Here is a 21,968-nt window from a genome sequence, read left to right on the forward strand (position 1 = left end):
AAGACTGCGCGCCGTGCACTTGGAGATGCCCCTCGTCATTGGATTGATGGTGGCAGCCATCGTCCTGGCCATCGCGGCCAAACGGGCGAACATGCCCTACAACGTGGCGCTCGTGGTGGGAGGGCTGCTCATCTCGGTGGGCAACCTGCTCCCCGGCGTGCCGCCCCTCAACCCGGAGGTGGTGTTCCTCGTCTGCCTCCCGGCGCTGCTCTTCGAGGGAGGCATCACCGCGGACCTCAACGGCATCCGCGCCAATGCCCTGCCCATCCTCATCCTGTCCACGCTGGGCATGGTGCTGGCCATCGGCGCCACGGGCTCGCTCCTGCACGTGCTGGTGGACCTGCCCATCTGGCCCGCGCTGCTGCTGGGCGCGCTGCTCGCCGTGACGGACACCGTCTCCATCCTCTACGCGTTCCGCCGCGCGCCGGTGCCCTCGCGGCTGTCGGGCATCATCCAGGGGGAGAGCCTCTTCAACGACGGCACCGCGCTGGTGGCCTACGCGGCCATCGCCAGCGTGGTGGCGGGAGCGGCGGCGCCGTCCATCCCCATGCTCGCCGCGCGCGTGCTGCTGGCCTCCGCGGGCGGCGCGGTGGTGGGGCTGGCGGTGGGCATGCTCGGCGGCTTCGTCATCCGTCGCACCGAGGACCCGCTCGCCGAAATCATGGTGACGACGGCCGTGGCGCTCGCGTCGTTCGTGGTCGCCGAGCAGCTCCACCTGTCGGGCGCCATCGCCGCCGTCGTCGCGGGGCTCGCCGTGGGGGTCAGCCTGCGCAGGGAGGCGTCGCCGCAGAGCCAGGTGGCCATCCACTCCTTCTGGGAGTACGCCACCTTCGGGGTGAACACCTTCCTGTTCCTCGCGGTGGGGCTCACCACGAAGCCGCAGACGCTGCGCGACTACGTGCCGGAGACGCTCATCGCGGTGGGCTGTGTGCTCGCCGGGCGCGCGGTGGCCATCTACCTGCCCTTCCTGCTGCTCAAGCTCGCGCGTCCGGCGGAGGCGGTGCCGCCCCGGTGGCAGCACGTCTTCATCGTGGGGAACATCAAGGGCGCGCTCTCCATCGGGCTCGCGCTGGGTCTGCCGGCGACGACGCCGGGGCGCGAGAAGCTGGTGGCCATCGCGTTCGGCGTGACGCTGGTGTCGCTCGTGGGACAGGGCATGGCGCTCACGCGCGCGTTGAAGTGGTTGGGCTTGTTCCAGCAGGACGAGGTGGCGCTGTCCATGTCCGAGCAGCGCGGCCGGCTCATCGCCAGCCGGGCGGCGCATCAGGAGCTGGCGACGCTGCACGAGCAGGGGCTGGTGCCCCGGGCGGCGTATGAGCACCTGCGCAGCGAGTACCAGGTGAGCATCGCGCGCGCGGAGCGGGAGCTGCGCCGGCTCAACGAGCACCATCTGGCGCAGGGCGCGAAGGACCTCATCGCCATGCGGCGGCGGCTCATCGACGCGGAGCGCACGGCGTTGCAGAACGCGCGCAGGAGCGGGCTCATCCCCGAGACGACGGCGGAGCACATGCTGGCGCAGCTGGATGAGCGCACGTTGAACCTGGAGAAGATGCTGCACGGCGCGCACGGCGAGGAGCCGACGGCGGAGCACGGGAGGAAGGCGTCGTGAAAATCATCATCGCGGGAGGGGGCCGGGTGGGCAGCGTGCTGGCGGCGCGGCTGGTGGCCGAGCAGCACACGGTGACGGTCATCGAGCGGGACGCGGGCATCTGCGCGCGCCTGTTCGACGAGGTGGGCGTGGTGGCCGTGTGCGGGGACGCGACGAGTCCCCAGGTGCTGGAGGCGGCGGGTATCTCCTCGGCGGACGTGGCCGCGGGGGTGCTGGCGCGGGACCCGGAGAACCTGGCGTTCGCCATGCTGGTGCGCAGCATGTCGCCGGCGCGCATCATGGTGCGCATGCTGGACACCAGCTATCGCGAGGCGTACCGGCTCGCGGGCGTGAAGGAGCTGGTGGCCGAGGCCGAGGTGGTGGTCGCGAAGATGACCACGGCCATCGACTTCCCGCAGGTGGCGGGCTCGCTGCCGCTGGGTGACGGCGACACGGTGCTGTTCGAGCTGGAGCTGCCCTTGCGCGCGCGGGTGGCGGGGCAGACGGTGGCGCAGGTGCGGGCGATGGAGGGCTTCCCGCGCGAGTGCGTGTTCATCGGCATGGTGGACCCGCAGGGGCGGGCGACGCTGCCGGACGGGAGCACCGTGCTGCGCGCGGGGCACACCATCATCCTCGTGGCGCGGCGGGCGCACCTGGCGGACGCGGTGACGTTCCTCACGGCGGAGCCGGTGGGCACCACGGGCGCGGCGGCGCTGGCGGCCACGCTGCGCAAGGTGGACTTCCTGGCGCCGTTGAATCCGGAGGAGCTGGAGACGGTGGCGCGCGGCGCGGAGCACCTCCAGCGGCCGGCGGGCACGGAGCTGTTCCGCCAGGGTGACGCGGGCGAGAGCTTCTACGTGGTGCTCTCCGGCGAGGTGCAGCTCAAGGACACGGGTGGACAGGCCGTGGCCCTGGTGAAGCCCGGGGGCTTCTTCGGTGAGCTGGCGTTGCTGACGGGCGAGCCGCGCACGGCCACGGCGGTGACGGCGACGGCGTGCGAGCTGGCCGCGGTGGGCCGCGAGGACTTCCGCAGCGTCGTCATGGCCAACCCCGGCGTGGCGCTGGAGATGAGCCGCATCCTGGGCGAGCGGCTGTCACGGGCCCAGGGTGGCAAGGCGCACAAGCGGTGGGGGCTCTTCGGACGGTAAGGGCTCGGACCTGAGCGCGAGGCGATGGCGCTGAACCGTCGGCATCGCGAGGCTCGCGTCTCCGGGCGGCACGGGCACCGCGCATGAATCGAGGACCGGAGCGGACGAGGCACTGCGATGCCCCGCCCCCTCGGACAGCGTCTTCTCTGCTCGCGCACGATGCGCTCACCCAGCGCGAGCGCACGAATCGAGGACCGGAGCGGACGGGGCACCGATGCGCCCCGTCGCTCGGACACCTCAGCCCGCGTTGAGCGTCTTCAACAACCGCTCGGCCTGCTCGCGCACCACGCCTTCGCCCAGCGCGAGCGCCTTCTGCGCGTGGTGGATGCACGCCTGACGGTCCGTCAGGAACGTGGCCACCGCCATGTTCAGGTGCGTGGTCGCATCCTCGGGATGCGCCGCCAGCGCGCGCTCCAGCAGGGGCTTCGCGACGGCGTGCTGGTCGTCCTGCATCAGCAGCAACGCCAGGTCATTCACGGGCCCCAGCTCCGTGGGGACCAGCGCCACCGCCTCCTCCATCCGTCGGCGCATCTCCGCGCGCTCACCCAGCGCGCCATGCATCTGCGCCAGCGCCTGGAGCGTCTGCCAGCTTCGCGGCGCCAGCCGCAGCGCCTCCTCGAAGAGCGCCTTCGCCTCCGGGAACTGCGCCGCGCTCATCATCGCGAGGCCGTGCATGTAGACGTAGTTGACGTGCGACGGGTCGAACTGGCGCAGCTCCTGCGCGGTGCGCTTCGCCCCCTCGGGGCTGCCCCCGGACAGGTACAGCTTGAACAAATCCTCCAGCACCGCGCGCCGCAGCCCGCCCTGCGCCTTCTCCAGCGCCTGCGTGCCCGCCTGGATGCCCAGCCCCAGCGAGCCCTGCGCCGCGTGCGCGCGCGACAGCATCAGCAGCGGCATCGCCTCCTGCGGCGCGGCCTCGGACGCCTTCTGGAAGTGCGTCACCGCCGCGCCCGCCTGCCCCTGCGCCAGGCCGATGCGGCCCAGCTCGAAGTGCACGTGCGCGCTGCCCGGCGCCACCTGGAGCGCGGACTCGTACGCGGCCTTCGCGCCCTCCAGATCCCCCCGGTCCAGCAGCAGCCCGCCCAGGTTGAAGCGCTCGAAGTAGCCCGCCGTCGGCGCCGAGGCCAACGCCTTGAGCGCCTCCAGCGCCTCGGCGCTCCCCGCCTGCGCCCGCAGCATGGCCAGGTGCGCCTGGCCCTCCGCGTGGTCCGGCTTCACCTTCAACAGCCGCAGCGCCGCCGTCTCCGCGTCCGCCGCCGCGCCCGTGCTCAGGTACGTCCGGACGAGCCCCAGCAGGCACTCCACGTCGTCCGGGTCGATGGCGAGCCCCTTCTGGAAACTCTTCACCGCCTCCTGCGGCTGCCCCACCTGGAGCAGCCGTCCGCCTTCCCGAGCATGCGTCGATGACATGCGCCGGGTTTATCACGGCGCTGGCGCCCCGACACCCCGAGGCCCCCCGCCCTGCGCTGGGAGAGCGGGTCGTGACACTCAGCGACGCAGGGCCGCCGCCGCGATGCCCGGCACCTTGAGCCACGAGGGCGATTTCTCGAACTGGACCAGCCGCTGTCCCAGCTCACCCACCCCACGGTGCCCCGGCACCCACGGAGGCGCCGGCAGGTTCGTCAGCGGCGCGCGGAGGACCGACTTCTCCACCCCCTCCAGCATCAACGTGTTGTGCACCCAGCCCAGCCCGCTCTGGATGTCTCGCGGCGTCGAGGACGGATGCCCGCCCCACGGCAGCGACACCAGCGCGTACGCCGCCGCGGGCCACGTGTTCACCGCCACCGTGCCGTAGCGCAGCTCGCGCACCGCCTGCTCCACCGCGCGGTATACCTCCGCGTCCTTCAGCGAGCCCGGATGCACGATGAGCGTGGCGTTCAGCGTGCCCCACACCTTCTCGTTCAGGAACGCCACCGCGCGCGCCAGGAAGGCCACCGGGTCGTCCGTCCCCTCCAGCCCCGTCTCCGACAACACCGTGCACCACGGCTCGTGGCGGAAGACGCGGTCCTGCGTCTGGAGCGGGTCCACGTCGGCAATCAGCGCGTAGGGCAGCTCACCCTCCGCGGCCCGGCCCACCTGGCGCAGGTGCGCGCGGCCTTCGGTGAACTGACGCCAGCGCTGGTCCGCGCCCGGGTAGTACGCGCGCCGCACGGCCGCCTTGCCCAGGCTCGCCTCCACCGCGTCGACCACGCGCGAGCGCGCGCTCCACGACTTCGGCTGCACCAGCAGCTTCGCGGAGTTGCAGTTGAAGGACGCGTTGTTGGCCACCATGCCGGCGATGTTGTCCGCCTGGAAGCGCAGCTCGCCGTCCGAGTACGGCCCCGGCACCACCACCACCGGGGAGATGTTGCCCAGCTCGCTGGTGAAGGGCTTCTTCAGGAGCGGCTCGTTCCGGGCCCGCCGCGCGTCCGACTCGGGCCCCGGCGGTCCCCACACCAGCGCGTCATGCGTCTTGTCGCTGCCGGTGATGTGGACCTCGTCCACCGCGGGATGTGACACCAGCGCCGCGCCCTCCGCCGCTCCGCCGTACACCACCGCGAAGAAGCCCCGGCGCACCAGCGGGGCGAACGCCTGCTCCAGGAAGGGCCCCAGGTAGGCGTTCACCGGGTTCATCTTGAGCACGCAGGCGGTGCCCTCGACGAACAGCTTGTAGAGACAGTCCGCCGGGGGGATGGAGTTGACGTTGCCCGCGCCCAACACCGCGCACAGCCGGCCGCCGTGCGGCTCCCGGTAGAACGCGGCTTGGTGCTCGCGCAGGTTGGCGGCGGTGACGCCGGGCTGGAAGTGGACCTCGCCCTCGTTGCGCGGCAGCAACATCCCCTCCAGCGAGTCCATGGGGAAGATGCGCGCCGCGAGCCTCCCGTCCTCGAGCGTGCGCAGGCGGGAGGCGGGGATGCGGGGGACCCCGTGGTGCTGGATGTCCCGGAGCGAGGCGGCCAACAGGCGCAGGTTGCGCACCACCACCATGGGGCCCGACAGCCACTCCTCACCGGCCAGCGGACTGTCGGGTTTGATGCCCTTCGCCTCGCACGCCGCGCGCACGCTCGGCTCCGCGATGGCGACATAGCCCCGCCCCAGCTCCTCCAGGAGGGAGATTCGCTCCGGCAGCGTGAGCTTCACCCAGGAGAGCGAGCCCGACTTCACGCGCTGGATGGCGGACTCGAGCGCTCCGGCGGGGGTTCCCTGCGGACTTGCGGCGAGACTCATCGGACGGGGCCTCCTGTGAGAGGACGGGTGGCTCCTCTCACGGTAGAGGAGCGCTCATCCCCGCGTCCCAGGTGCCCGCCGGCAACCGTCATCAGGTGGGCAGCGGCTGGCCCAGGCCCTTCCTCAGGGCCTCGTCGATGAGGGACTGGACCTTGCGCTCGGCCTCGCGTCGCAGGGCTTCGGCCTTCTCGCTGACCTTCTCCTGTTCGCGACCGAGCGCTTCCTGACGCTCGCCGAGCTTCTCCTGCTCGCGGCCGAGCGCCTCCTGCTCACGGCTCAACGCTTCCTGCTGCTCGTCGAGCGCGTCGATCTGCTTGTCCAGCTCCGCCTCCTGCTTGTCGAGCTCCGCCTGGCGGCGCTCCCGCTCGGCCTCGGGCAGGGCGTCCGCGCGGTTCGACTCGAAGCGCAGCCCGGCGCGCTTGTGGGCCAGCTCCGCGTGCCGCAGGCCGAGCTCGCTCTGCTTGATGCCCAGCGCGCCCTGCTTCATGCCGAGCGCGCCCTGCTCGCGGCCCAGCGCGCCCTGGCGCTCGCCGACCTTGCCCTGCGCCTCGCCCGCGGTCCGCACGTCGTTGAGCGCCTCGCGCACCGTCTTCAGCGTGGCCGCGTCGCGGATGAGGAAGGTCTCGCCCTTGCGGCGGACGTAGAGCAGCTCGCCGCCCTTCTTGTCCTTGAACATCTTGGCGAGCTGCAGGTCCACCATGCTGCCGTTCATCGTCGCGCTGTCGCCGGACAGCAGCACGTAGCCGGAGTCGTCATCGAGCGGCTCGGGAGGACGCGGCGGCTTCGGCGCCGGGGGCCCACCCGCCATGGCCATCATCGGCGTCGGCGGCGTGGGAGGACGCGGCGCGCTCCCCATCATCGGCGTCGGAGGCGTCGGCGGCATCACGCGCATCGAGGGCGTCAGCGGCGTCACGAGCGTCGGCGGCGTCACCGCAGCCGGGGCCGTGGGCGACACCGGCGTTCGCGGAGCGGCGGGCGAGGCCGGCGTCGGCGCAGGCATCACGCCGGTGCGCGTCGTGCCCTGCTTCTGGGACGGCGAGGCCGGCGTCTCGGCGGCGGGCGCCGGAGAAGGCGCGGCGGCGGGCGCCTGTGCCTTCGACGTGTCCTGTCCTTCCGGCCGGGCGACGACCTGGAAGGGCACCAGGGCCACGAGGCCCAGCACGGACAGCGTCACCTTCAACCAGCGACGGGAATGGGAGGAACCGATGTCGACGTGCTCCAGCATGCTCAACCTCCTGTGCAACGCGTGAACGTGGTCCGAGGCGCCGAGTGCCGCGGCGCTTCCATGGGGACGGGCGACCCCGAAGGCGAGCAGCAGCTCGCCGTAATCCGCGGGCTCCGCGCCGGTGAGACGCAGGGCCTCCGCGTCACACGCCTCCTCGCGAGCCAGCGCGTATTCCTTCACCGCGCGCCGCGCGAGCGGATGGAAGAACAGCAGCGCCTCCGTGAGCGCCGGCACCCAGCCGAGCCACAAGTCGCCGCGCTTCAGGTGCGCCACCTCGTGCGCCAGCGCCATGCGCAGCCCCGCCAGCGGCAGCCGTCGCACCGCCTTCGTCGGCAGCACCACCACGGGCTTCCACAACCCCGTGGCCAGCGGGCTCGTCACCTGGTCCGACACGAGCAGCGCCGGCACGCGCCGCAGCCCCGCGCTGGCGGCCAGCTCGCGGACCTCCTCCTCCAGGTCCGGATGATTCAAGCACCGCGCATCCCGACGCAGCCGCGCCATCGTCACCCAGTTGCGAGCCTGCGCCCGCACCCGCCACACCACGCCCCCGAGCCACGCCGCGAGCACCGCCCACAAGAGGAGCGCCTTCCCATGGGACGCCAGCACCCGCGTCCACCCCGCCACCTCACCGCGAGGCGCGACCGGCGACACGACGAGCCCCTCCGACGCGACCTCGCGCTTCTCCACGTGCACCTCCCGCGTGCCCACCCCGCGGTACACCGGCGCCTCCACGTACGCCCCATGCACCACCGGCGCCGAGGGCTCGACCTGCGCCAGCGAGGCCACCGGCTCCGCCGACGCGCCGCCCAGGAACGAGAGCGACGCGGGCAACACCGGCAGCGACAGCGGATGAGGCCCCACCAGCGACACCACGAACTTGAGCGCCACCAGCCACCACAGCCCCGCGCGCACCGCGGCCGGCATCCGCGCCCACAGCCGCGTCAGCGCCCACACCAGCCCCGCGCACAGCGCGCCCTGCCACGACGCGCGCCACAGTCCCTCCGGCCATGACGACAGCCACGCGGCCACATCCACGAGCCATTCCGTTCGCATGGGCTAGTCCTTCTTCTTCTTCGAGCGAAGCCGAGCCACCACGTCCTGCAGCTGCGCCAGCTCCGCGTCGGAGACATCCTCCGCCTCCGACAGATACGCGGCGAACGGCGACAGCGAGCCGGACAACGTCCTCTGCACGAAGTCGTCCACCACGCCCCGCAGCAGCTCCCCCTCCGGCACCGGCGAGGCGTACTGGAACACGCCGTCCACCTTGCGCCGCGTGAGGTACCCCTTCTGCCGCAGCCGCTCCATCACCGTCAGGATGGTGGAGCGCGCCAGGCCCTGCGCCTCGCCGAAGCGCTCCGCCACCTCGCCCACCGTGGCCGGCCCATGCTCGGCCACGTACCGCAGCACCGACAGCTCCTGCTCACCCACCGGCTTCTTCATGGCGCATCCCGTGACGACAACTGTAGTCACGAAGAAGGTACGCGTGACTACAAACGTAGTCAAGCGCGAGGCTCCAGGGGAGCGGCGCCCTTTCGCGGGCCCGGAGCGCGTCCCATGTTTGAAACACGGCCCTCCCAGGCCCGGGACGGGAGCAGGCGACATGGGCACGGAAGGTGGAGCACATGGCGAAGGGCGACATGCGGCGATGGCAGGCGGGCCCGGGTGCCCAGGCCGCCTCGCGCCCCGTGACGCCCCACGAGCGGCTGCTCCAGGTGGGCCGCGACCTGCGCGCCGCGCTCGTCGTCGACGCCCAGGGAGGCGTCATCTGGATGGACCCGGTGCTCGCGCTGGCGGCCGGCTGGGAGGGCGGTGGAGAGCAGGGCCGCTCCTGCCGAGAGGTCCTCGCGCGCCTGCCCTGGCTCTTCACCGCCGTGCGGGCCGCGCTGGCGGGCGAGCAGGGGCTGGGTGAGGGCAGCGGCCAGGGACAGCGTCTCTTCGCCGTGGTGCTCCCCGTGTACGGGGACGACGGCTCGCTCGTGGGCGCATGCGCCCGGCTTCAGCCGCGACAGGCCCCGCGAACAGCGCACGCCGTCCCGAGCGCGGAGCACGTGCGCGAGCACTACGAGAGCCTCATCGACAGCATCGACGGCATCGTGTGGGAGGCGGACGCGGAGTTCCGCTTCACCTTCGTCAGCAACCAGGCGGAGCGGCTGCTGGGGCTGCAAGCGCGGCGCTGGGTGAGCGAGCCCGACTTCTGGGCGCGCCATGTCCATCCGGAGGATTGGAGCCGCGTCATGGCCACCTGCCTGGGCGCGCTGCGCCAGGGGCGCACCCACGAGCTGGAGTTCCGCATGATGACCGACAGCGGCCAGGCCGTGTGGATGCGGACGCAGGTCACCGCCACCGCGGAGGAGGGCCGGCCGGTGAGGCTGCGCGGGTTGCTGGTGGATGTCACCGAGCAGCGCCGCGCGCGCGAGCGCCTGGAGCACACCCACTCCGTGCTGCGCGCGACATTCGACTCCATCGCGGACGGCGTCATCGTGGTGGACGCGGAGCGGCGCATCATCGCCTTCAACAAGCGCTTCCAGGACATGTGGGACCTGAGCGACGCGCTGCTGCGCCCACGCATCGCGGAGGCGGCCCTCCGCCACGCCGCGCCCCAGACGGCGGACCCGGAGGCGTTCCTCGCCAGCATCCAGGCGCAGTACATCCCCTCCGACGCCGTCCACGTGGACGTCATCGAGATGAAGGACGGCCGCGTGCTGGAGGGCACGTCGCTGCCACAGCGGATGGGCGACGCCATCATCGGCCGGGTGTGGAGCTACCGGGATGTGACGCAGGAGCGCCGCGCGAAGGTGGAGCGGGAGCGGCTGCTGGTCGCGGAGCAGAACGCGCGCGAGCGGACCGAGGAGTCCTTCGCGCTGCTCGACACCTTCCTGGCCCACGCGCCCGTGGGGCTCGCGTTCCTCAACCGGGAGCTGCGCTACCTGCGCATCAACACCGCGCTCGCGTCACTGCACGGCCACTCGCGCGAGTGGGAGCTGGGGCGGACCGTGTGGGAGGCCAACCCGCTCATGGCGCCGCACTTCGCGCCGCTGATGCTCCAGGTGATGGAGACGGGCATCCCCATGAGCGACATGGAGATGTCCGGCAACGTGCCCGCGACGCCGGAGGAGCTGCGCCACTGGCGCGTCAGCTACTACCCGGTGAGCACGCCCAGCGCGGGCATCGTCGGCCTGGGCGCCGTCGTCGTGGAGGTGACCGAGGAGCACCGCGCCCGACAGGAGCGCGAGCGGCTGCTCAAGGAGGCCCAGGAGGCCATCCGCGTCCGCGACGACTTCCTGTCCATCGCCGCCCACGAGCTGAAGACGCCGCTGACGCCGCTCAAGCTGCACCTGCAGATGATGAAGCAGCAGGCCACCCAGGGCCACGCCCCCAAGCCCCACCACGTGGACAAGGCGCTCTCCCAGGTGTCGCGCCTGTCGCTGCTCATCCACGACCTGCTGGACGCCACCCGCATCGAGGCGGGACGGCTGGAGCTGCACCGGGGCGCCGTGGAGCTCCAGACGCTCATCGACGAGGTGCTCGCGGAGACACGCCCGCTCACGGGACAGCACACCCTGGAGCGCGTGGTCCCGCCCGAGCCGCTCGTCGTGCTGGGGGACCGGGGCAGGCTCGCGCAGGTGCTGTCGAACCTGCTGGAGAACGCCTTCAAGTACAGCCCCACCGGGGGCTGCGTGCGGCTGAAGCTGGAGCGCGACGGGAGCTGCGTCCACGTGTCCGTGCGCGACTCCGGCATCGGCATCCCCGAGGACCAGCGCGAGCACCTGTTCCAGCGCTTCTTCCGCGCGCGCAACGCGCCCATCTCCGGCTTCGGCGGGCTGGGCCTGGGGCTCTACATCTGCCGCGACATCATCGAGCGCCACGGCGGCCACATCTGGGTGGACACCCGCGTGGGCCACGGCTCCACCTTCCACTTCACCCTGCCCCTGGCCCCCTGAGGCGCGCGCCTTCAGCGCTGGAAGTCCACACCCACGCCCGCGCCCACCGTCACGCCGCGCACCAGCACGTTGTCCGCCTGCGGGAAGTGCACCGTGCCGCCGGAGCCCCAGGCGTACAGGTGGTTCACCAGGCGCTGACGCACCTCCGCGCTCACCGAGTAGCGCGGCCGGTCTCCCAGCGCCGTCAGCACCGCGCGGCCCAGCACGCGGGTGCGCCCGCCGGGCAGCTCGAAGCCCGCGGACACGTCCAGGTCCGTGCGGCCGAAGCCGTGATACTGCGCGGCCACGCTGCCCAGCAGCAGCGTGGTGTCCGCGCTGCCCTTGGCGATGGAGGCCTCCAGGTAGCCGGAGAAGCCCGTGGGCAGCTCCTCGTCCGCGATGGGCTGCTCCGCCAGGCCCGTGCCGGAGAAGCGCCCCAGCTCGTAGTCCGGGCCGAACATGCCGAAGCGGAAGCGCCCGCCCTGACGGCGGCCCTGCACCGTCACGCTCAGCTGCGTGCCGCTGGCCAGCTGCCCCTCGAAGGCCACGCCCAACAGGCCGCCCACCGCCGGAGAGTGCGACTCAGCGAAGCGCGCGCCGCCGCCCAGGAGCGCCCACGCGCGCAGCCGCTCGCCCTTGTACAGCGCGATGTCGCCGCCCAGCGAGGTGAGCGTCATGTTGGGGGACTCGCCGCCGGCCTTGCCCGCGTCGTGCGCGGCGGACAGGCGGAGCAGGTAGCGGTCGAAGCGGTTCGCGTCGTCGCTGGCCGCGCGGCCCAGGTCCAACATCACCTCCGCGGCGAAGATGCGCGCGGCGAGCACGTCGCTCGCGATGACCTCCGCGCGCACCGGCCCCTTCACCACCGTCAGCGAGCCGCCGGCCGGGTGGTAGTCGGGCGACAGCACGTTGCTGTAGCGGCCCATCAGGTAGCCCCGGCCCAGCGACTCCTCGACGAAGGGCTCCACGCGCAGGAAGAACGGCCGGCCCTCCTGGCCGATGCGCAGCATGCGCACCACCTGCCCCATGTCGCTCAGCTCATCCCAGTCCTCGCGGCGCAGGCGCGCGCCGTAGTCCCCGTCCGCCTGCTTCGGCTCCTCGTCCACCATGCGCATCCGGAGGTTCGCCCCCAGCCGCAGCACGAAGGAGTCTCCCTTCGTCAGCCCCAGCGACGGGTAGACGCGGATGAACAGGTCCTGCCCGCCCCCCGGTGTGCCGGACGGCAGGCTCAGCCCGCCCACCTCCAGCTGCCCGCCGAAGCCGAAGCCGTCACCGCCCTTGCGGCTGCCCGGGGGCGCGGGCTCGTCCAGGCGCGCCTTGGACACGGGCGTCTGCTGGCCGGAGGAGATGGAGCTCTCATCCGAGGGCCCCTCCTCGGAGATGGTGGAGCTCTGGTGGGTAACGAGGGCGAACAGGACGAGGAGGGGGGCGCCAGTCATCGTCTCCCGAGTCTACCCGGCCCCGCCCTCCGGCGAAGCGCCCGGCCGCCGCCCGGGTGTGGGTGACACTGCCGAGCCTCGGCACACCCACCCGACGGGTGACACCCCGGGAGTGACGGGTGCGTCACCCTCCGCCGTAGTGGCCGCCCCCCTCGGAGTCCGCGTCCGCGGGGAGGATGGCCCGGTGGGGCCGCTCCTCGGCCGCGCCCACCAGCCAGCGCGACAGCAGGCGGATGCCGGAGGCGAACAGCCCGTCCTCGCCGCCGCGCAGCGCCTCGAACAGGGACTCGTCCAGCACGGAGTCCTCCGGGTCGATGACCAGGTCCTCGGGCTCCAGCGACTTGAGCAGCGGGCTCTGGTCAAACACCGTCTCCATGGGGTGCGGGCGCAGCCGGTGCAGCCCCGCGCTCGCCACCGCGTCCAGCCAGTCCACCAGCCCCGCGTCCGCGCGCATCAGCGGCGCCAGCGTCTCCGCGCCGGACAGCCCCGCGTGCTCGGCCATCAACGACACCCGCACGCGGCGGATGGCGCGCGACACCGCGTCGCCGTCGGCCTCCGCCTCCCAGCTCAGGTTCAGCTCCGAGTCCAACCCCAGGCTGCGGTTGGTGGTGTTGGCCGAGCCCAGCGTGAGGAAGCGGTCGTCCACCACCATCACCTTCGAGTGGATGTAGGTATAGACGTCCTCGCCCGTCTGCTCGTCGCGCGCCGCCGAGCAGTACACGCGGAAGGTGTTGCCCGTCTCGCGCGCCACCCGCTCCAGCGCGCGCAGCAGCCGCACCTGCGCGATGCCCATGGCCAGTTGCTCGCGCAGCGCCTCGGGCTGCTTGGGCAACACCAGCACCACCTGGATGGGTGGACGCCCGGACTCGCGGAAGCGGCGCACCAGCGCCTGGAAGATGGCGCGGGAGGAGAAGTACTGGTTCTCGATGTAGATGAACCGGTCGGCCGCCTCGATGGCGTCCAGGAACAGCGCGCGCACCTCCTGCACGGCCTCCTGGGGCGGCAGCAGCGTCTTGCCGAACGTGCGGCTGATGGCCACCGGCCCCGGCGGCGCCGGCACGCTCGAGCTGAACGTCACGTCGTCGCGCGCCACCGTCGGCAGGTGCAGCTCGCCGCCGCCCGAGTGCGCCCATCTCGCCTCGAACAGCTCCGTCAGTCGGCCCACCACCGGTCCGGTGAACACGGCCTGCACGTCGTGGTAGGGCCCATGCGGGTCCCTGCCGCTGTCGCAGCGCAGCGACGAGCTCAGCCGGTGGTCGCGGTCGTCCCAACGACAATCACAGACATCCATGCCGCCGCTGAAGGCCTGCACGCCGTCGATGACCACCAGCTTCTGGTGGTGCGCGCCATACAAGGGACTGGACGGGTCGAAGCGGAAGCGCACGCGCTCGTTCGTCGTCCAGTTGAACAGCAGGTGCTGCATCCACTCGCGCTCCATCGCGAGCAGCAGGCTGAAGTCCCACGCGAGGATGTACACGTGCAGTTCGGGGTTGGCCCGACACAGCGCGTCCAGCATGGGCAGCAGGCGGACCTCGCCGCCGCGCGCCTCCTCCAGGTCCTCGCCTCTCAGGAGCGACACGTCGCTGTCGAACTGCCAGCCCGTCATCGCGATGTAGCGCCGGGCCTTCTTCGCGGCCCGGTACAGCTCACGGTAGTAGGCGCGTCCATCCACGAGAACGCCCGCGTCGCTCGTTTCCTCCACCGTCCAGCAGTTGCGTCCGGGAATGATGATGCGCTTCACACACCCAACCCCCTCGCCGCCCTCCCCTGGCGCCACGCGCTCGTGGCGCCCTCACCGCCAAGGCCCCGGCCCTCAGCCCACGAAGACGATGTGCTTGCCGGTGGCCAGCACCATGTCCTGCGAGGACATCACCTGCTTCACCTTCTTCACCTCGCCGCCCACCGTGTCGAACGCGGCCGCGATGAGGTCCCCCAGCGTCACCTGCACCTTGCGAGCGCTCTTGCCAGCCCCCGACACCGCACGGGCCGTCGTCGCCTTGACCTGCCGAGCCTTCCGGATGACCGCTCCACGCCGCTGAGTCTTCGCCATGGTTCTTCTCCAAGGATGAGGGTTACCGCGTAATCCCGCCGCCACCGCCGCCGCCCGACTGCCCCCTGCCCTTGAGCAACCCACGTGCCGAGCCGCCTCCCCCTGTCCTCTCGCGGGTTTGCGGCACTCGCCCCCGCCCGGAGGGCTGGAAGGACTGCCATTTTTTCAGTCCGTGCGGCGATCTCCGCACCCAATGTTCCCAGCCCCGCATGGGCACACCCACCCCCACGTCCCACGCCACACATGACTGTCTGGAATCAGACACGAGACAGTGAGACATGGGTCAGCCCCGCCCCAATCCAAAACATCCACGGCAACGGAAAAGTTTGAACATATCAGTCAATTTGAAAATACCCGCGAAACCCGGTTCAATGCGTGGCATCGAATCGCGAGGTCAGCCACGTATGGAATTGAAGACCCCCTCCGTCCATCCCACCCCTCCGGCCTTCGCGTCCTACCAGGGCATCGAGGTCATCGGTCAGTCCATCCTCGCCATCGTCAACGGGATGGAGCTGGCCCAGGCGCGGGCGCTGCGCATCCTCGCGGAGAATGGCATCACCCCGCTGGAGGCCAAGACCTGGTACCCGATGTCCGCGCTGCTGAAGTCCTTCAGCCTGGTGTTCGACAAGATTGGCCCCAGCACGGTGCGAACGATTGGCCGGAAGATTCCGGACAGCGCGCACTTCCCGCCGGACATCGACACGCTGGAGAAGGGGCTGCGCGGCGTGAACATGGCCTACGGCATGAACCACCGCGGCAAGGGCAACATCGGCGGCTACCACTTCGAGCCCGTGGACAAGCGCAACGCGAGGATGCGCTGCGACAATCCCTACCCGTGCGACCTGGACTACGGCCTCCTGGAGGCAATCACCGACAAATTCCGCCCCAAGGATTCTCTTTGGGTGCGTATTGAACATGACCCCAAGAGTTGCCGTCGCCGGGGAGATGGGGCCTGTACGTACAACATCAGTTGGTAGCGCACACCGCTGGCCTCCAAGCCCACACATCTCCCCTGCGTGGGCCTGGGCGCTTCGACAAGACACTCCGCCAGGGCCGAGCGGAGTCCAAGCATCCGCATCTGGGAGGGACATCCATGAAGGCCGTGCTCCAACACATCGCGGTGTGCGAGGAGCGGTTCGCCTCACACCCCTTCTTCTCGGACCTGAAGCAGGACCGCCCGATTGAGCAGGTGATGGCGTTCGCGCCGCGCCTGACGTTCTGGGTGATGACGTTCCAGGACGTGCTGCGCCTCAACGCGCACTTCATCCAGGACGCTCATCTCAAGATGCTCGCCACGCGCCACCACGCGGAGGAGGGCGGTCATGACCAGTGGTTCGAGGACGACATCGCCCAGCTCACCGGGGGCTCGCTGAGCATCGGCGCGCTCTACGGCAAGGCGCACGCGAAGACGCGCGACGCCGCCTACGCCATCATCAGCGAGGTGTACCGGCCGGTGGACGACCGGCTGCGCATCGTCCTCTTGTGGGCGCTGGAGTCCACCAGTCACGTGTTCTTCAGCCGCACCGCCATCGTCAGCGCGGCGCAGGGCGCCGACGAGCGGCTCAAGTACTTCTCCGACCACCACATGCAGGCCGAGGCGCAGCACGCCATGTTCGAGCAGGAGCTGGCGGCGGAGCTGGAGGCCATGGTGCTGGAGCCCGAGGTGCGCCGCGACGCCCTGGCCATGGTGGACCGCGTCTACCGCGCGTTCGACACCATGTTCGACGGGCTGCGCATCCACCTGGAGCACGAGCGCGCCGACCAGGCCGAGCCCCGCCAGGCGACGGTGGCCCCAGCGCCCTCGCGCGTCGAGGAGCCCTTCGAGGTGGACGAGACGGACTTCAGCGACGTGGCGCTCGCGGTGGACCGGGCCGCCTGAAGTCCCGAGAAGACCTTGGCCGGCCAAAGCGTGACGCGGCCGGCCCGGGGTTACTTCGAGGGCGGGGAGAGCACCAGGATGAGCTCTCCGCCCACGTGCTTGCCGGCCTTCTGGTAGACGGCGCCCTGACGACCCAGCTCCACGTCCAGCGTGGGCTGGCGGGGGATGGCCACGCGCACGGTGGCGGTGCCGTCCTTCATGCCCACCAGCTGCAGCGACGCGTTGCTGCCGTTGGGCAGCTTCACCTCGGTGGACTGCTTCGCGGTGACGTCCAGCGTGTCGTTGGACAGCCGCTTGAAGGAGGTGAAGTTGAAGTTCTGCTTCTGGAACTGCTCCTTCATCTTCGCCAGCTCCGGAGGGTCCACCTCCGTGCCCTTCTTGGAGGCGAGCACCACCTCCACCTGGACGCTGACCTTCTGCTCCTCCTGGGCCTGGCTCACCAGCGGCATGAGCACGCCCAGGCCCAGCACGGCCAGCAACACCCGGCCGGACGACATGTGTCTCATCACAGGGGACCTCCCGAGGGCCGCTCCACTTCCGACTTCGGCTTGCCCAGGGGTTTTACTCCCTTGCCGCCACGAAGGCCGCCCCCAATGTCCTCGCCCTGCTCCTCATCCTCCTGGGACGGGTCGTCCTGCGTCTCCTCGTCGACCAGCCAGATGATGGTGCCACCATTGTCCGTCTCCATCACCACGGGCGCCACGCGCGCGTCCTGGTAGGGCTGGATGGACTTCACCGTCATGCGCTCGGCGCCGTAGCCCACCGGGGCCCTGTCGCTGAGCAGCAGCGGCAGGCCCACCGCCACCAGCACCGCCGCGGTGGCCAGCGAGGAGACCATCGCCGTGCGCTGGTAGAGGAACATCTCCGACAGGGCCAGCTTGAGCCGCTCCAACAGGGGCGGCTTCTCCGGCGTCACCCGCGCCATGACCTTCTGGGCGAAGTCCTTGAAGTCGACGTCGTCCACCGCCATGTCCAGGCCGACCCGGAGCAGGCCCGACTCGGCGCGCAGGTCCGCCGCGCGCCCGGTGCAGTCTCGGCAGGCGGTGAGATGCCGCTCCACGTTCACCCGCTCCGCGGGCGTCAGCTCTCCGTCGACGTACGGAGAGAGCATGGGGACGAAACGCTCACATGCGGGATTTCCGGCCATAACCTTCACCCTGCTCGGTGGTGGAAGCTGCGAATGCTGTGGCTGTGACGCCGGGTCCCCTCAGATATTCGAGGGCCCTTCATTCGTTCCCCACGCCGCTCTTCGCTTCGTCCAACTCCAGGTATTCACTCAGGATTTTCTGGACCTTGGCCCGGGCATGGAACAGCCGGCTCATCACGGTGCCCTTGGGAATATCGAGCGTGCGGGCCAGGTCCTCGTAGGACATGCCTTCGATCTCCCGGAGCAGCAGGATGGCGCGGTGCTTCTCCGGCACCGTGCTCAGGGCCTCCTGAATCTTCTCCGCCAGCTCCCGCCGGAGCGCGCTCTTCTGGGGGTTGGTGCCCAGGCGGCTGCCCAAAGCGCCGATGCGCGCCTCGGACAGGTCCATGGCCTGGCTCTCGTCGAACTCCACCGCCTCGCCTCCACCGCCGCGCTTTCGCAGCACGTCGATGCAGATGTTCACGGTGATGCGGTAGAGCCACGTGTAGAAGGACGAGTCGCCCTTGAAGTGGTCCAGGTACTTGTAGACCTTGACGAACGCCTCCTGGGAGACGTCCATCGCCTCCTCCTTGTCCTTGAGCATGCCGAGCGCGACTGCGTACACCTTGCGCTGGTAACGCTCGACGAGGAGCTTGAAGGCGCGTTGGTCGCCGCTCCGGACGCGCTTGACGAGTGTGAGGTCGTCGGTTGCCAATGGGTGCGGCAACGTACCACAAGCCGGCGGGGGCCGAGACTTTTCGCACGCGGACCGGAAGAGTCCCCCTCGCCCGCCCTAGAGGCTGACGAGCGCCAGCACGACGAGCGCGATTCCCACCAGGGCCAGCACCGCCCCGAAGGCCACCCGGTCCCACTGCCCCTGCGCCACCGAGCCGTCCTCGGCGTCGTCGCGGAAGCGGTGCAGCACGTTCCAGAGCATCATCGCGCCCAGCTTCTTGTTCGTCGTGCGGCGCGGGAGGCCCTCGTCGTCCGGCTCGCCCTCGTCCCGCTCCTGGGACTCCGCCGGCCGCATCGCGAGGGGCGCGGGCGCGCCTCGCAGCGAGTCCGGGCCCCGGCCCTGGGCCGCGAGCCCCGGGTCGACGGTCCCCTCGGCGCGCACCGCGGCCTCCGAGTGGCGGACCTCCGGGGGCGGCTCCAGCCGGACGCTGGCCACGCGCTCGCGGGCCTCGTCGGGCGTGCGGGCCTCCAGCACCCACAGCCCCTGCGTCACGCCGTCCTTCCCCGTGTTCGCGTCGCGCAGCTCCGCGAAGCCGTGGCCCTCCAGCGACTCCCGGAAGGCCTCCTGGCCCTCCTTCTGGGGCGGCTGGGCGGCGGCCGTCTCCGCGTACGCGGCGAAGAAGGCCCACAGCCGGGTGGCGCGCTCGGAGCCGGACATGCCCGAGGGCTGCAGGTGCGCGGACAGGAGCGCCGCGTCCGAGCCGAAGCGCACGCCCAGCTCCTGCTTGCCCACCAGCTTCTCCAGCCCAGGGGGCACCAGCTCCGCCACCTTGCGCAGCGGGGCGCGCTCCTGGCCCCCCAGCGTCGGCTGGCCCGTGGTGGGCACCTGGCTCTTGAAGCCGTCCTTGTTGCCCCCCGGGAGGCCGCCGCGCTCCGGCGCCTTGGGGCCCACGCGGGGGATGGGGCCCGCCGGCGACTTGAGGATGTGCTGGGCCAGCCGGGCGAAGGCAGAGGGGACGCGCGAGGAAGAAGACATGGCGGGTTCCTCATCGGCCGTGGAGTGGGACGGCGGCTGCTCGAGAGGGTCGGAGCCTAGCGCGGGTCGCTCCGGAGGACCGTTCCGGGGGTTGAACGAAGTGTCCGCCACCGACGCGCGCGGCGGGCGGCCAGGCTCGGTGCCGTACGCCACGCCGTCCCCAGGGAGCACAGGCAGGCCGGCGGGCGGTGTCCCCGAGCCCGGGCGCCCACCTCCCCTGCCCGAGCGGGGGCCCTCGCGAGGCGCCCGGATGTCTCCGACGTGGCCCATCTCCCGGATTCTCGCGCCAGGAGCGGGGCGGGTTGCGCCCGGGGGCTACTCGCCCTCGCGCTCGACCTCGATGGGCGTCGTCATGCCATTGGAGTCCAGGCGCACGCGGTAGACGGAGTTGAGCCCGTCCGCGTCGAAGTCGCCGCGCGCCAGGCACGACACCTCCGGCTCGCCCACGGGGCTCTCCTGCAGCACCACCTCGTACTGGAAGCGCACGCCGTCCTGGGGCTCGAAGCCCAGCCGGTGGAAGGCCTCGTCCTCCGGGAAGGGCACCGCGCGGCCGCCCCGGGGCACCTCCCGCGGCGTGGGCCCGGCGAGCTGGTAGTTGCCGTGCTCGTCGCGGTAGGCCTGCACCGCGTCACACAAGGCCAGCACGTTGAGGCGCGCCTCGCGGTCCGTCAGCGGCTCGGCGGGCGCGGGCGACAGCCGGTACGCGAACACGAAGGCGGCCCCGGTCGCGAGCACGAGCCCGACGACGGCGAAGGGCCACTTCCTGCCCATACCGCTCGGTGCGGGTGTCTTCGCCATGGCGCTCAGCCCTCCTTCGTCCACGCGGCCCAGTCGCGCGGGCTGCGCAGCACGTCCACCAGCCGGGCCTCCCAGGTGCCGGGCTCCGGGTGGAAGTCGTAGCGCCAGCGCGTCTGGGGCGGCAGGGACATGAGGATGGACTCGGTGCGCCCGCGCGTCTCCAGGCCGAAGACGGTGCCCCGGTCGTACACGAGGTTGAACTCCACGTACCGGCCGCGCCGCACCTCCTGCCAGACGCGCTGCTCGGGGGTGTAGGGCGTGTCCTTGCGCTTCTGGGCGATGGGCAGGTACGCGTCCACGAAGGCCCGGCCGCAGTCGCGCACGAAGTCGAACTCGCGCTCCAGCTCCCCCCCCATGTTCTCGAAGAAGACGCCGCCCACGCCGCGCGTCTCGTCGCGGTGGCGCAGGAAGAAGTACTGGTCGCACGCCGCCTTGAAGCGCGGGTAGTAGGAGGCGTCGTGCTTGTCGCACGCGGCCTTGTGCACGCGGTGGAAGTGCGCCGCGTCCTCTTCGTAGAGGTAGTACGGCGTCAGGTCCGCGCCGCCGCCGAACCACGCCTTGCCGCCCTGGTGGATGAAGCGGTAGTTGGCGTGCACGGTGGGCACGTGGGGGTTGCGCGGGTGGAGCACCAGGGAGATGCCGCCGGCCCAGAAGCTGCGCCCCTCGCCCTGGAGCTTCTTGGCGAACTGGTCCTCCAGCTCGCCGAAGACCACCGAGGTGTTGACGCCCGCCTTCTCCAGCACGGCGCCGTCCTCCAGCACGCGGGTGCGCCCGCCGCCACCGCCGGGGCGCTGCCACGGGTCCTCGCGGAAGCGGGCCGAGCCATCCAGCGTCTCCAGCGCCTGACAGATTTCGTCCTGCAGGGACTGGGTGAAGGCGGCCATCCGCTCCTTGAGACTCTCCACGTCCACCTTCGTCATGCTCGGCTCCCGGCGATGCCCACTCACTGCGCGGAGTAGTCGGCCGGCGCCTCGAAGTCCACAGGAGGAACGGGGGGCGCATTGTGCCCGGCGGCATCGAACGCCTCGATGCGGGCGCGGTAGCTGCGGCCGTCCTCCATGGCGAACGTCCCGCTGCACGCCTCATGGCCGATGAAGGCCGCGTTGTTCGTCACCGGCACCACGTACTGCTGCACGCTGGGGCCCGGGCGCCGGGGCTCCAGCTTGACCACCAGGTAGGCGGGGCTCTCCTCGCGCAGGGACAGGTTCAAGCGCACGAAGCGGGCGGTGCCCTGGGCGGTGCGACGCAGGAAGCCCTCGGAGACGGCGGGGCGCTTGAGCCAGCGCGGCGGCTGGGTGTCGGCGCCCTTGCCGGTGTGCCACTCGGGCAGCACCGCGCCGCCGCGGCCGTTGAGCAGCGCCACGTTGGGCAGCGCCTCGTCGATGCGCAGCGTGTAGCGCTTGTCCGCCTCCAGCTTGCCCACCACCTTGAGGATGATGGTGGCCCGGCCCAGGCTGCTCTCCCAACCGCGCTGCGCCTTCACCTCCGCCTCGTGGCCGTCCGCCACCAGCCGCAGCTTCTTGCCCACCAGCGCCACCACCGGCTCGCGGGCCGTGCCCACGCCCTCCAGGAGGAAGCGGCTGTTGATGGGGACGATGGCGCCCGGCGTGGGGAAGACCTGCACGCCGTCCCCCAGGCACTGGGCGAAGGCGTCGCGGGCGAGGAGCAGCACGAACAACGGCACGAGGAATCGGAGCACGGTGGAGCCAAGTCTGCGCCCCTGCGGGGTGGATGCCAAATCCGTTCCCGGGCCCTGGCGATATGGGGACCACGCCCCGTGCGTTCCAGCACGCGAAGCCCACGCCATCGCCCCGGGCGTCGGACCGTGCTTCACGTCACTCCACGTACGGGGCCACCTCCGGACATATTTCCATGCGCTC

At 71.3% G+C, this 21,968-nt stretch carries 19 protein-coding genes; 5 read left to right on the plus strand and 14 right to left on the minus strand.

Annotation, left to right across the window (positions count from 1 at the left end):
- Positions 1–13: 13 nt before the first annotated feature.
- Together K8625_RS11950 and K8625_RS44160 are read left to right on the plus strand one after the other, a co-directional pair.
- Positions 14–1,609 (plus strand): sodium:proton antiporter, encoded by a 1,596-nt coding sequence (locus tag K8625_RS11950; protein ID WP_223749706.1) that lies wholly within the window; start codon positions 14–16, stop codon positions 1,607–1,609.
- Positions 1,606–2,736, plus strand: coding sequence for an NAD-binding protein (locus K8625_RS44160; RefSeq protein ID WP_223749705.1), 1,131 nt, complete (start codon positions 1,606–1,608; stop codon positions 2,734–2,736). The genes K8625_RS11950 and K8625_RS44160 overlap by 4 nt, the downstream gene beginning before the upstream one ends.
- Before the next feature lie 237 nt (positions 2,737–2,973).
- Here K8625_RS44160 and K8625_RS11965 read toward each other — a convergent pair whose 3' ends face one another.
- The 4 genes from K8625_RS11965 to K8625_RS11980 all read right to left on the minus strand — a co-directional run bounded on the left by K8625_RS11965 (position 2,974) and on the right by K8625_RS11980 (position 8,608).
- The gene (locus K8625_RS11965) at positions 2,974–4,146 is read right to left on the minus strand and encodes a tetratricopeptide repeat protein (protein ID WP_141330287.1); all 1,173 of its coding nucleotides are present in this window, start codon (positions 4,144–4,146) and stop codon (positions 2,974–2,976) included.
- A gap of 78 nt (positions 4,147–4,224) precedes the next feature.
- Positions 4,225–5,943 (minus strand): aldehyde dehydrogenase family protein, encoded by a 1,719-nt coding sequence (locus K8625_RS11970; protein WP_223782780.1) that lies wholly within the window; start codon positions 5,941–5,943, stop codon positions 4,225–4,227.
- A 91-nt stretch (positions 5,944–6,034) separates the two neighbouring features.
- The gene (locus K8625_RS11975) at positions 6,035–8,221 is read right to left on the minus strand and encodes a M56 family metallopeptidase (RefSeq protein WP_223782781.1); all 2,187 of its coding nucleotides are present in this window, start codon (positions 8,219–8,221) and stop codon (positions 6,035–6,037) included.
- Positions 8,222–8,224: 3 nt separating this feature from the next.
- Positions 8,225–8,608 (minus strand): BlaI/MecI/CopY family transcriptional regulator, encoded by a 384-nt coding sequence (locus K8625_RS11980; RefSeq protein WP_141330281.1) that lies wholly within the window; start codon positions 8,606–8,608, stop codon positions 8,225–8,227.
- A gap of 182 nt (positions 8,609–8,790) precedes the next feature.
- On the opposite strand from K8625_RS11980, the gene K8625_RS11985 reads away from it, so the two are divergent.
- Complete coding sequence (locus K8625_RS11985; RefSeq protein WP_223782782.1) at positions 8,791–11,109, plus strand: ATP-binding protein; 2,319 nt, start codon at positions 8,791–8,793, stop codon at positions 11,107–11,109.
- A gap of 11 nt (positions 11,110–11,120) precedes the next feature.
- Here K8625_RS11985 and K8625_RS11990 read toward each other — a convergent pair whose 3' ends face one another.
- From K8625_RS11990 to K8625_RS12000, 3 genes are all read right to left on the minus strand, one after another.
- Positions 11,121–12,524 carry a hypothetical protein gene (locus K8625_RS11990; protein ID WP_223749701.1) on the minus strand — a complete coding sequence of 468 codons (1,404 nt, stop codon included), beginning with the start codon at positions 12,522–12,524 and terminating at the stop codon, positions 11,121–11,123.
- A gap of 124 nt (positions 12,525–12,648) precedes the next feature.
- Positions 12,649–14,265 carry a phospholipase D-like domain-containing protein gene (locus tag K8625_RS11995; RefSeq protein ID WP_223782783.1) on the minus strand — a complete coding sequence of 539 codons (1,617 nt, stop codon included), beginning with the start codon at positions 14,263–14,265 and terminating at the stop codon, positions 12,649–12,651.
- A gap of 72 nt (positions 14,266–14,337) precedes the next feature.
- Positions 14,338–14,574, minus strand: coding sequence for a hypothetical protein (locus tag K8625_RS12000; RefSeq protein WP_046716565.1), 237 nt, complete (start codon positions 14,572–14,574; stop codon positions 14,338–14,340).
- 404 nt (positions 14,575–14,978) lie between these two features.
- Between K8625_RS12000 and K8625_RS12005 the strand changes: the two genes are divergently transcribed.
- Together K8625_RS12005 and K8625_RS12010 are read left to right on the plus strand one after the other, a co-directional pair.
- Positions 14,979–15,551 carry a hypothetical protein gene (locus tag K8625_RS12005; protein ID WP_223749699.1) on the plus strand — a complete coding sequence of 191 codons (573 nt, stop codon included), beginning with the start codon at positions 14,979–14,981 and terminating at the stop codon, positions 15,549–15,551.
- A 116-nt stretch (positions 15,552–15,667) separates the two neighbouring features.
- Entirely contained in the window at positions 15,668–16,453 is a 786-nt protein-coding gene (locus K8625_RS12010) for a hypothetical protein (RefSeq protein ID WP_223749698.1), read from the plus strand.
- A gap of 50 nt (positions 16,454–16,503) precedes the next feature.
- Here the strand turns inward: K8625_RS12010 and K8625_RS12015 are convergent, their stop codons facing one another.
- The 7 genes from K8625_RS12015 to K8625_RS12045 form a co-directional block, all read right to left on the minus strand.
- On the minus strand, positions 16,504–16,962 hold the full coding sequence (locus K8625_RS12015; RefSeq protein WP_370640397.1) for a hypothetical protein: 459 nt from the start codon (positions 16,960–16,962) through the stop codon (positions 16,504–16,506).
- The gene (locus tag K8625_RS12020) at positions 16,959–17,600 is read right to left on the minus strand and encodes an anti-sigma factor (protein WP_046716569.1); all 642 of its coding nucleotides are present in this window, start codon (positions 17,598–17,600) and stop codon (positions 16,959–16,961) included. Before K8625_RS12020 ends, K8625_RS12015 begins: the two co-directional genes overlap by 4 nt.
- A gap of 79 nt (positions 17,601–17,679) precedes the next feature.
- Positions 17,680–18,294 (minus strand): RNA polymerase sigma factor, encoded by a 615-nt coding sequence (locus K8625_RS12025; protein WP_141330510.1) that lies wholly within the window; start codon positions 18,292–18,294, stop codon positions 17,680–17,682.
- Between the two features lie 78 nt (positions 18,295–18,372).
- A complete protein-coding gene (locus tag K8625_RS12030) occupies positions 18,373–19,290 on the minus strand; it encodes an Immediate early protein ICP0 (RefSeq protein ID WP_223782784.1) in 918 nt (305 codons plus the stop codon).
- Positions 19,291–19,605: 315 nt separating this feature from the next.
- Positions 19,606–20,088 (minus strand): hypothetical protein, encoded by a 483-nt coding sequence (locus K8625_RS12035; protein WP_223749695.1) that lies wholly within the window; start codon positions 20,086–20,088, stop codon positions 19,606–19,608.
- A 5-nt stretch (positions 20,089–20,093) separates the two neighbouring features.
- A complete protein-coding gene (gene hemF, locus K8625_RS12040) occupies positions 20,094–21,008 on the minus strand; it encodes an oxygen-dependent coproporphyrinogen oxidase (RefSeq protein ID WP_223782785.1) in 915 nt (304 codons plus the stop codon).
- A gap of 23 nt (positions 21,009–21,031) precedes the next feature.
- Positions 21,032–21,787: a hypothetical protein gene (locus K8625_RS12045; RefSeq protein WP_074953978.1), complete on the minus strand. Its 756-nt coding sequence runs from the start codon at positions 21,785–21,787 to the stop codon at positions 21,032–21,034.
- Between the last annotated feature and the right edge of the window lie 181 nt (positions 21,788–21,968).

It is taken from the genome of Myxococcus sp. AS-1-15, assembly GCF_020037055.1.
Classification (GTDB): Bacteria; Myxococcota; Myxococcia; order Myxococcales; family Myxococcaceae; genus Myxococcus; species Myxococcus fulvus.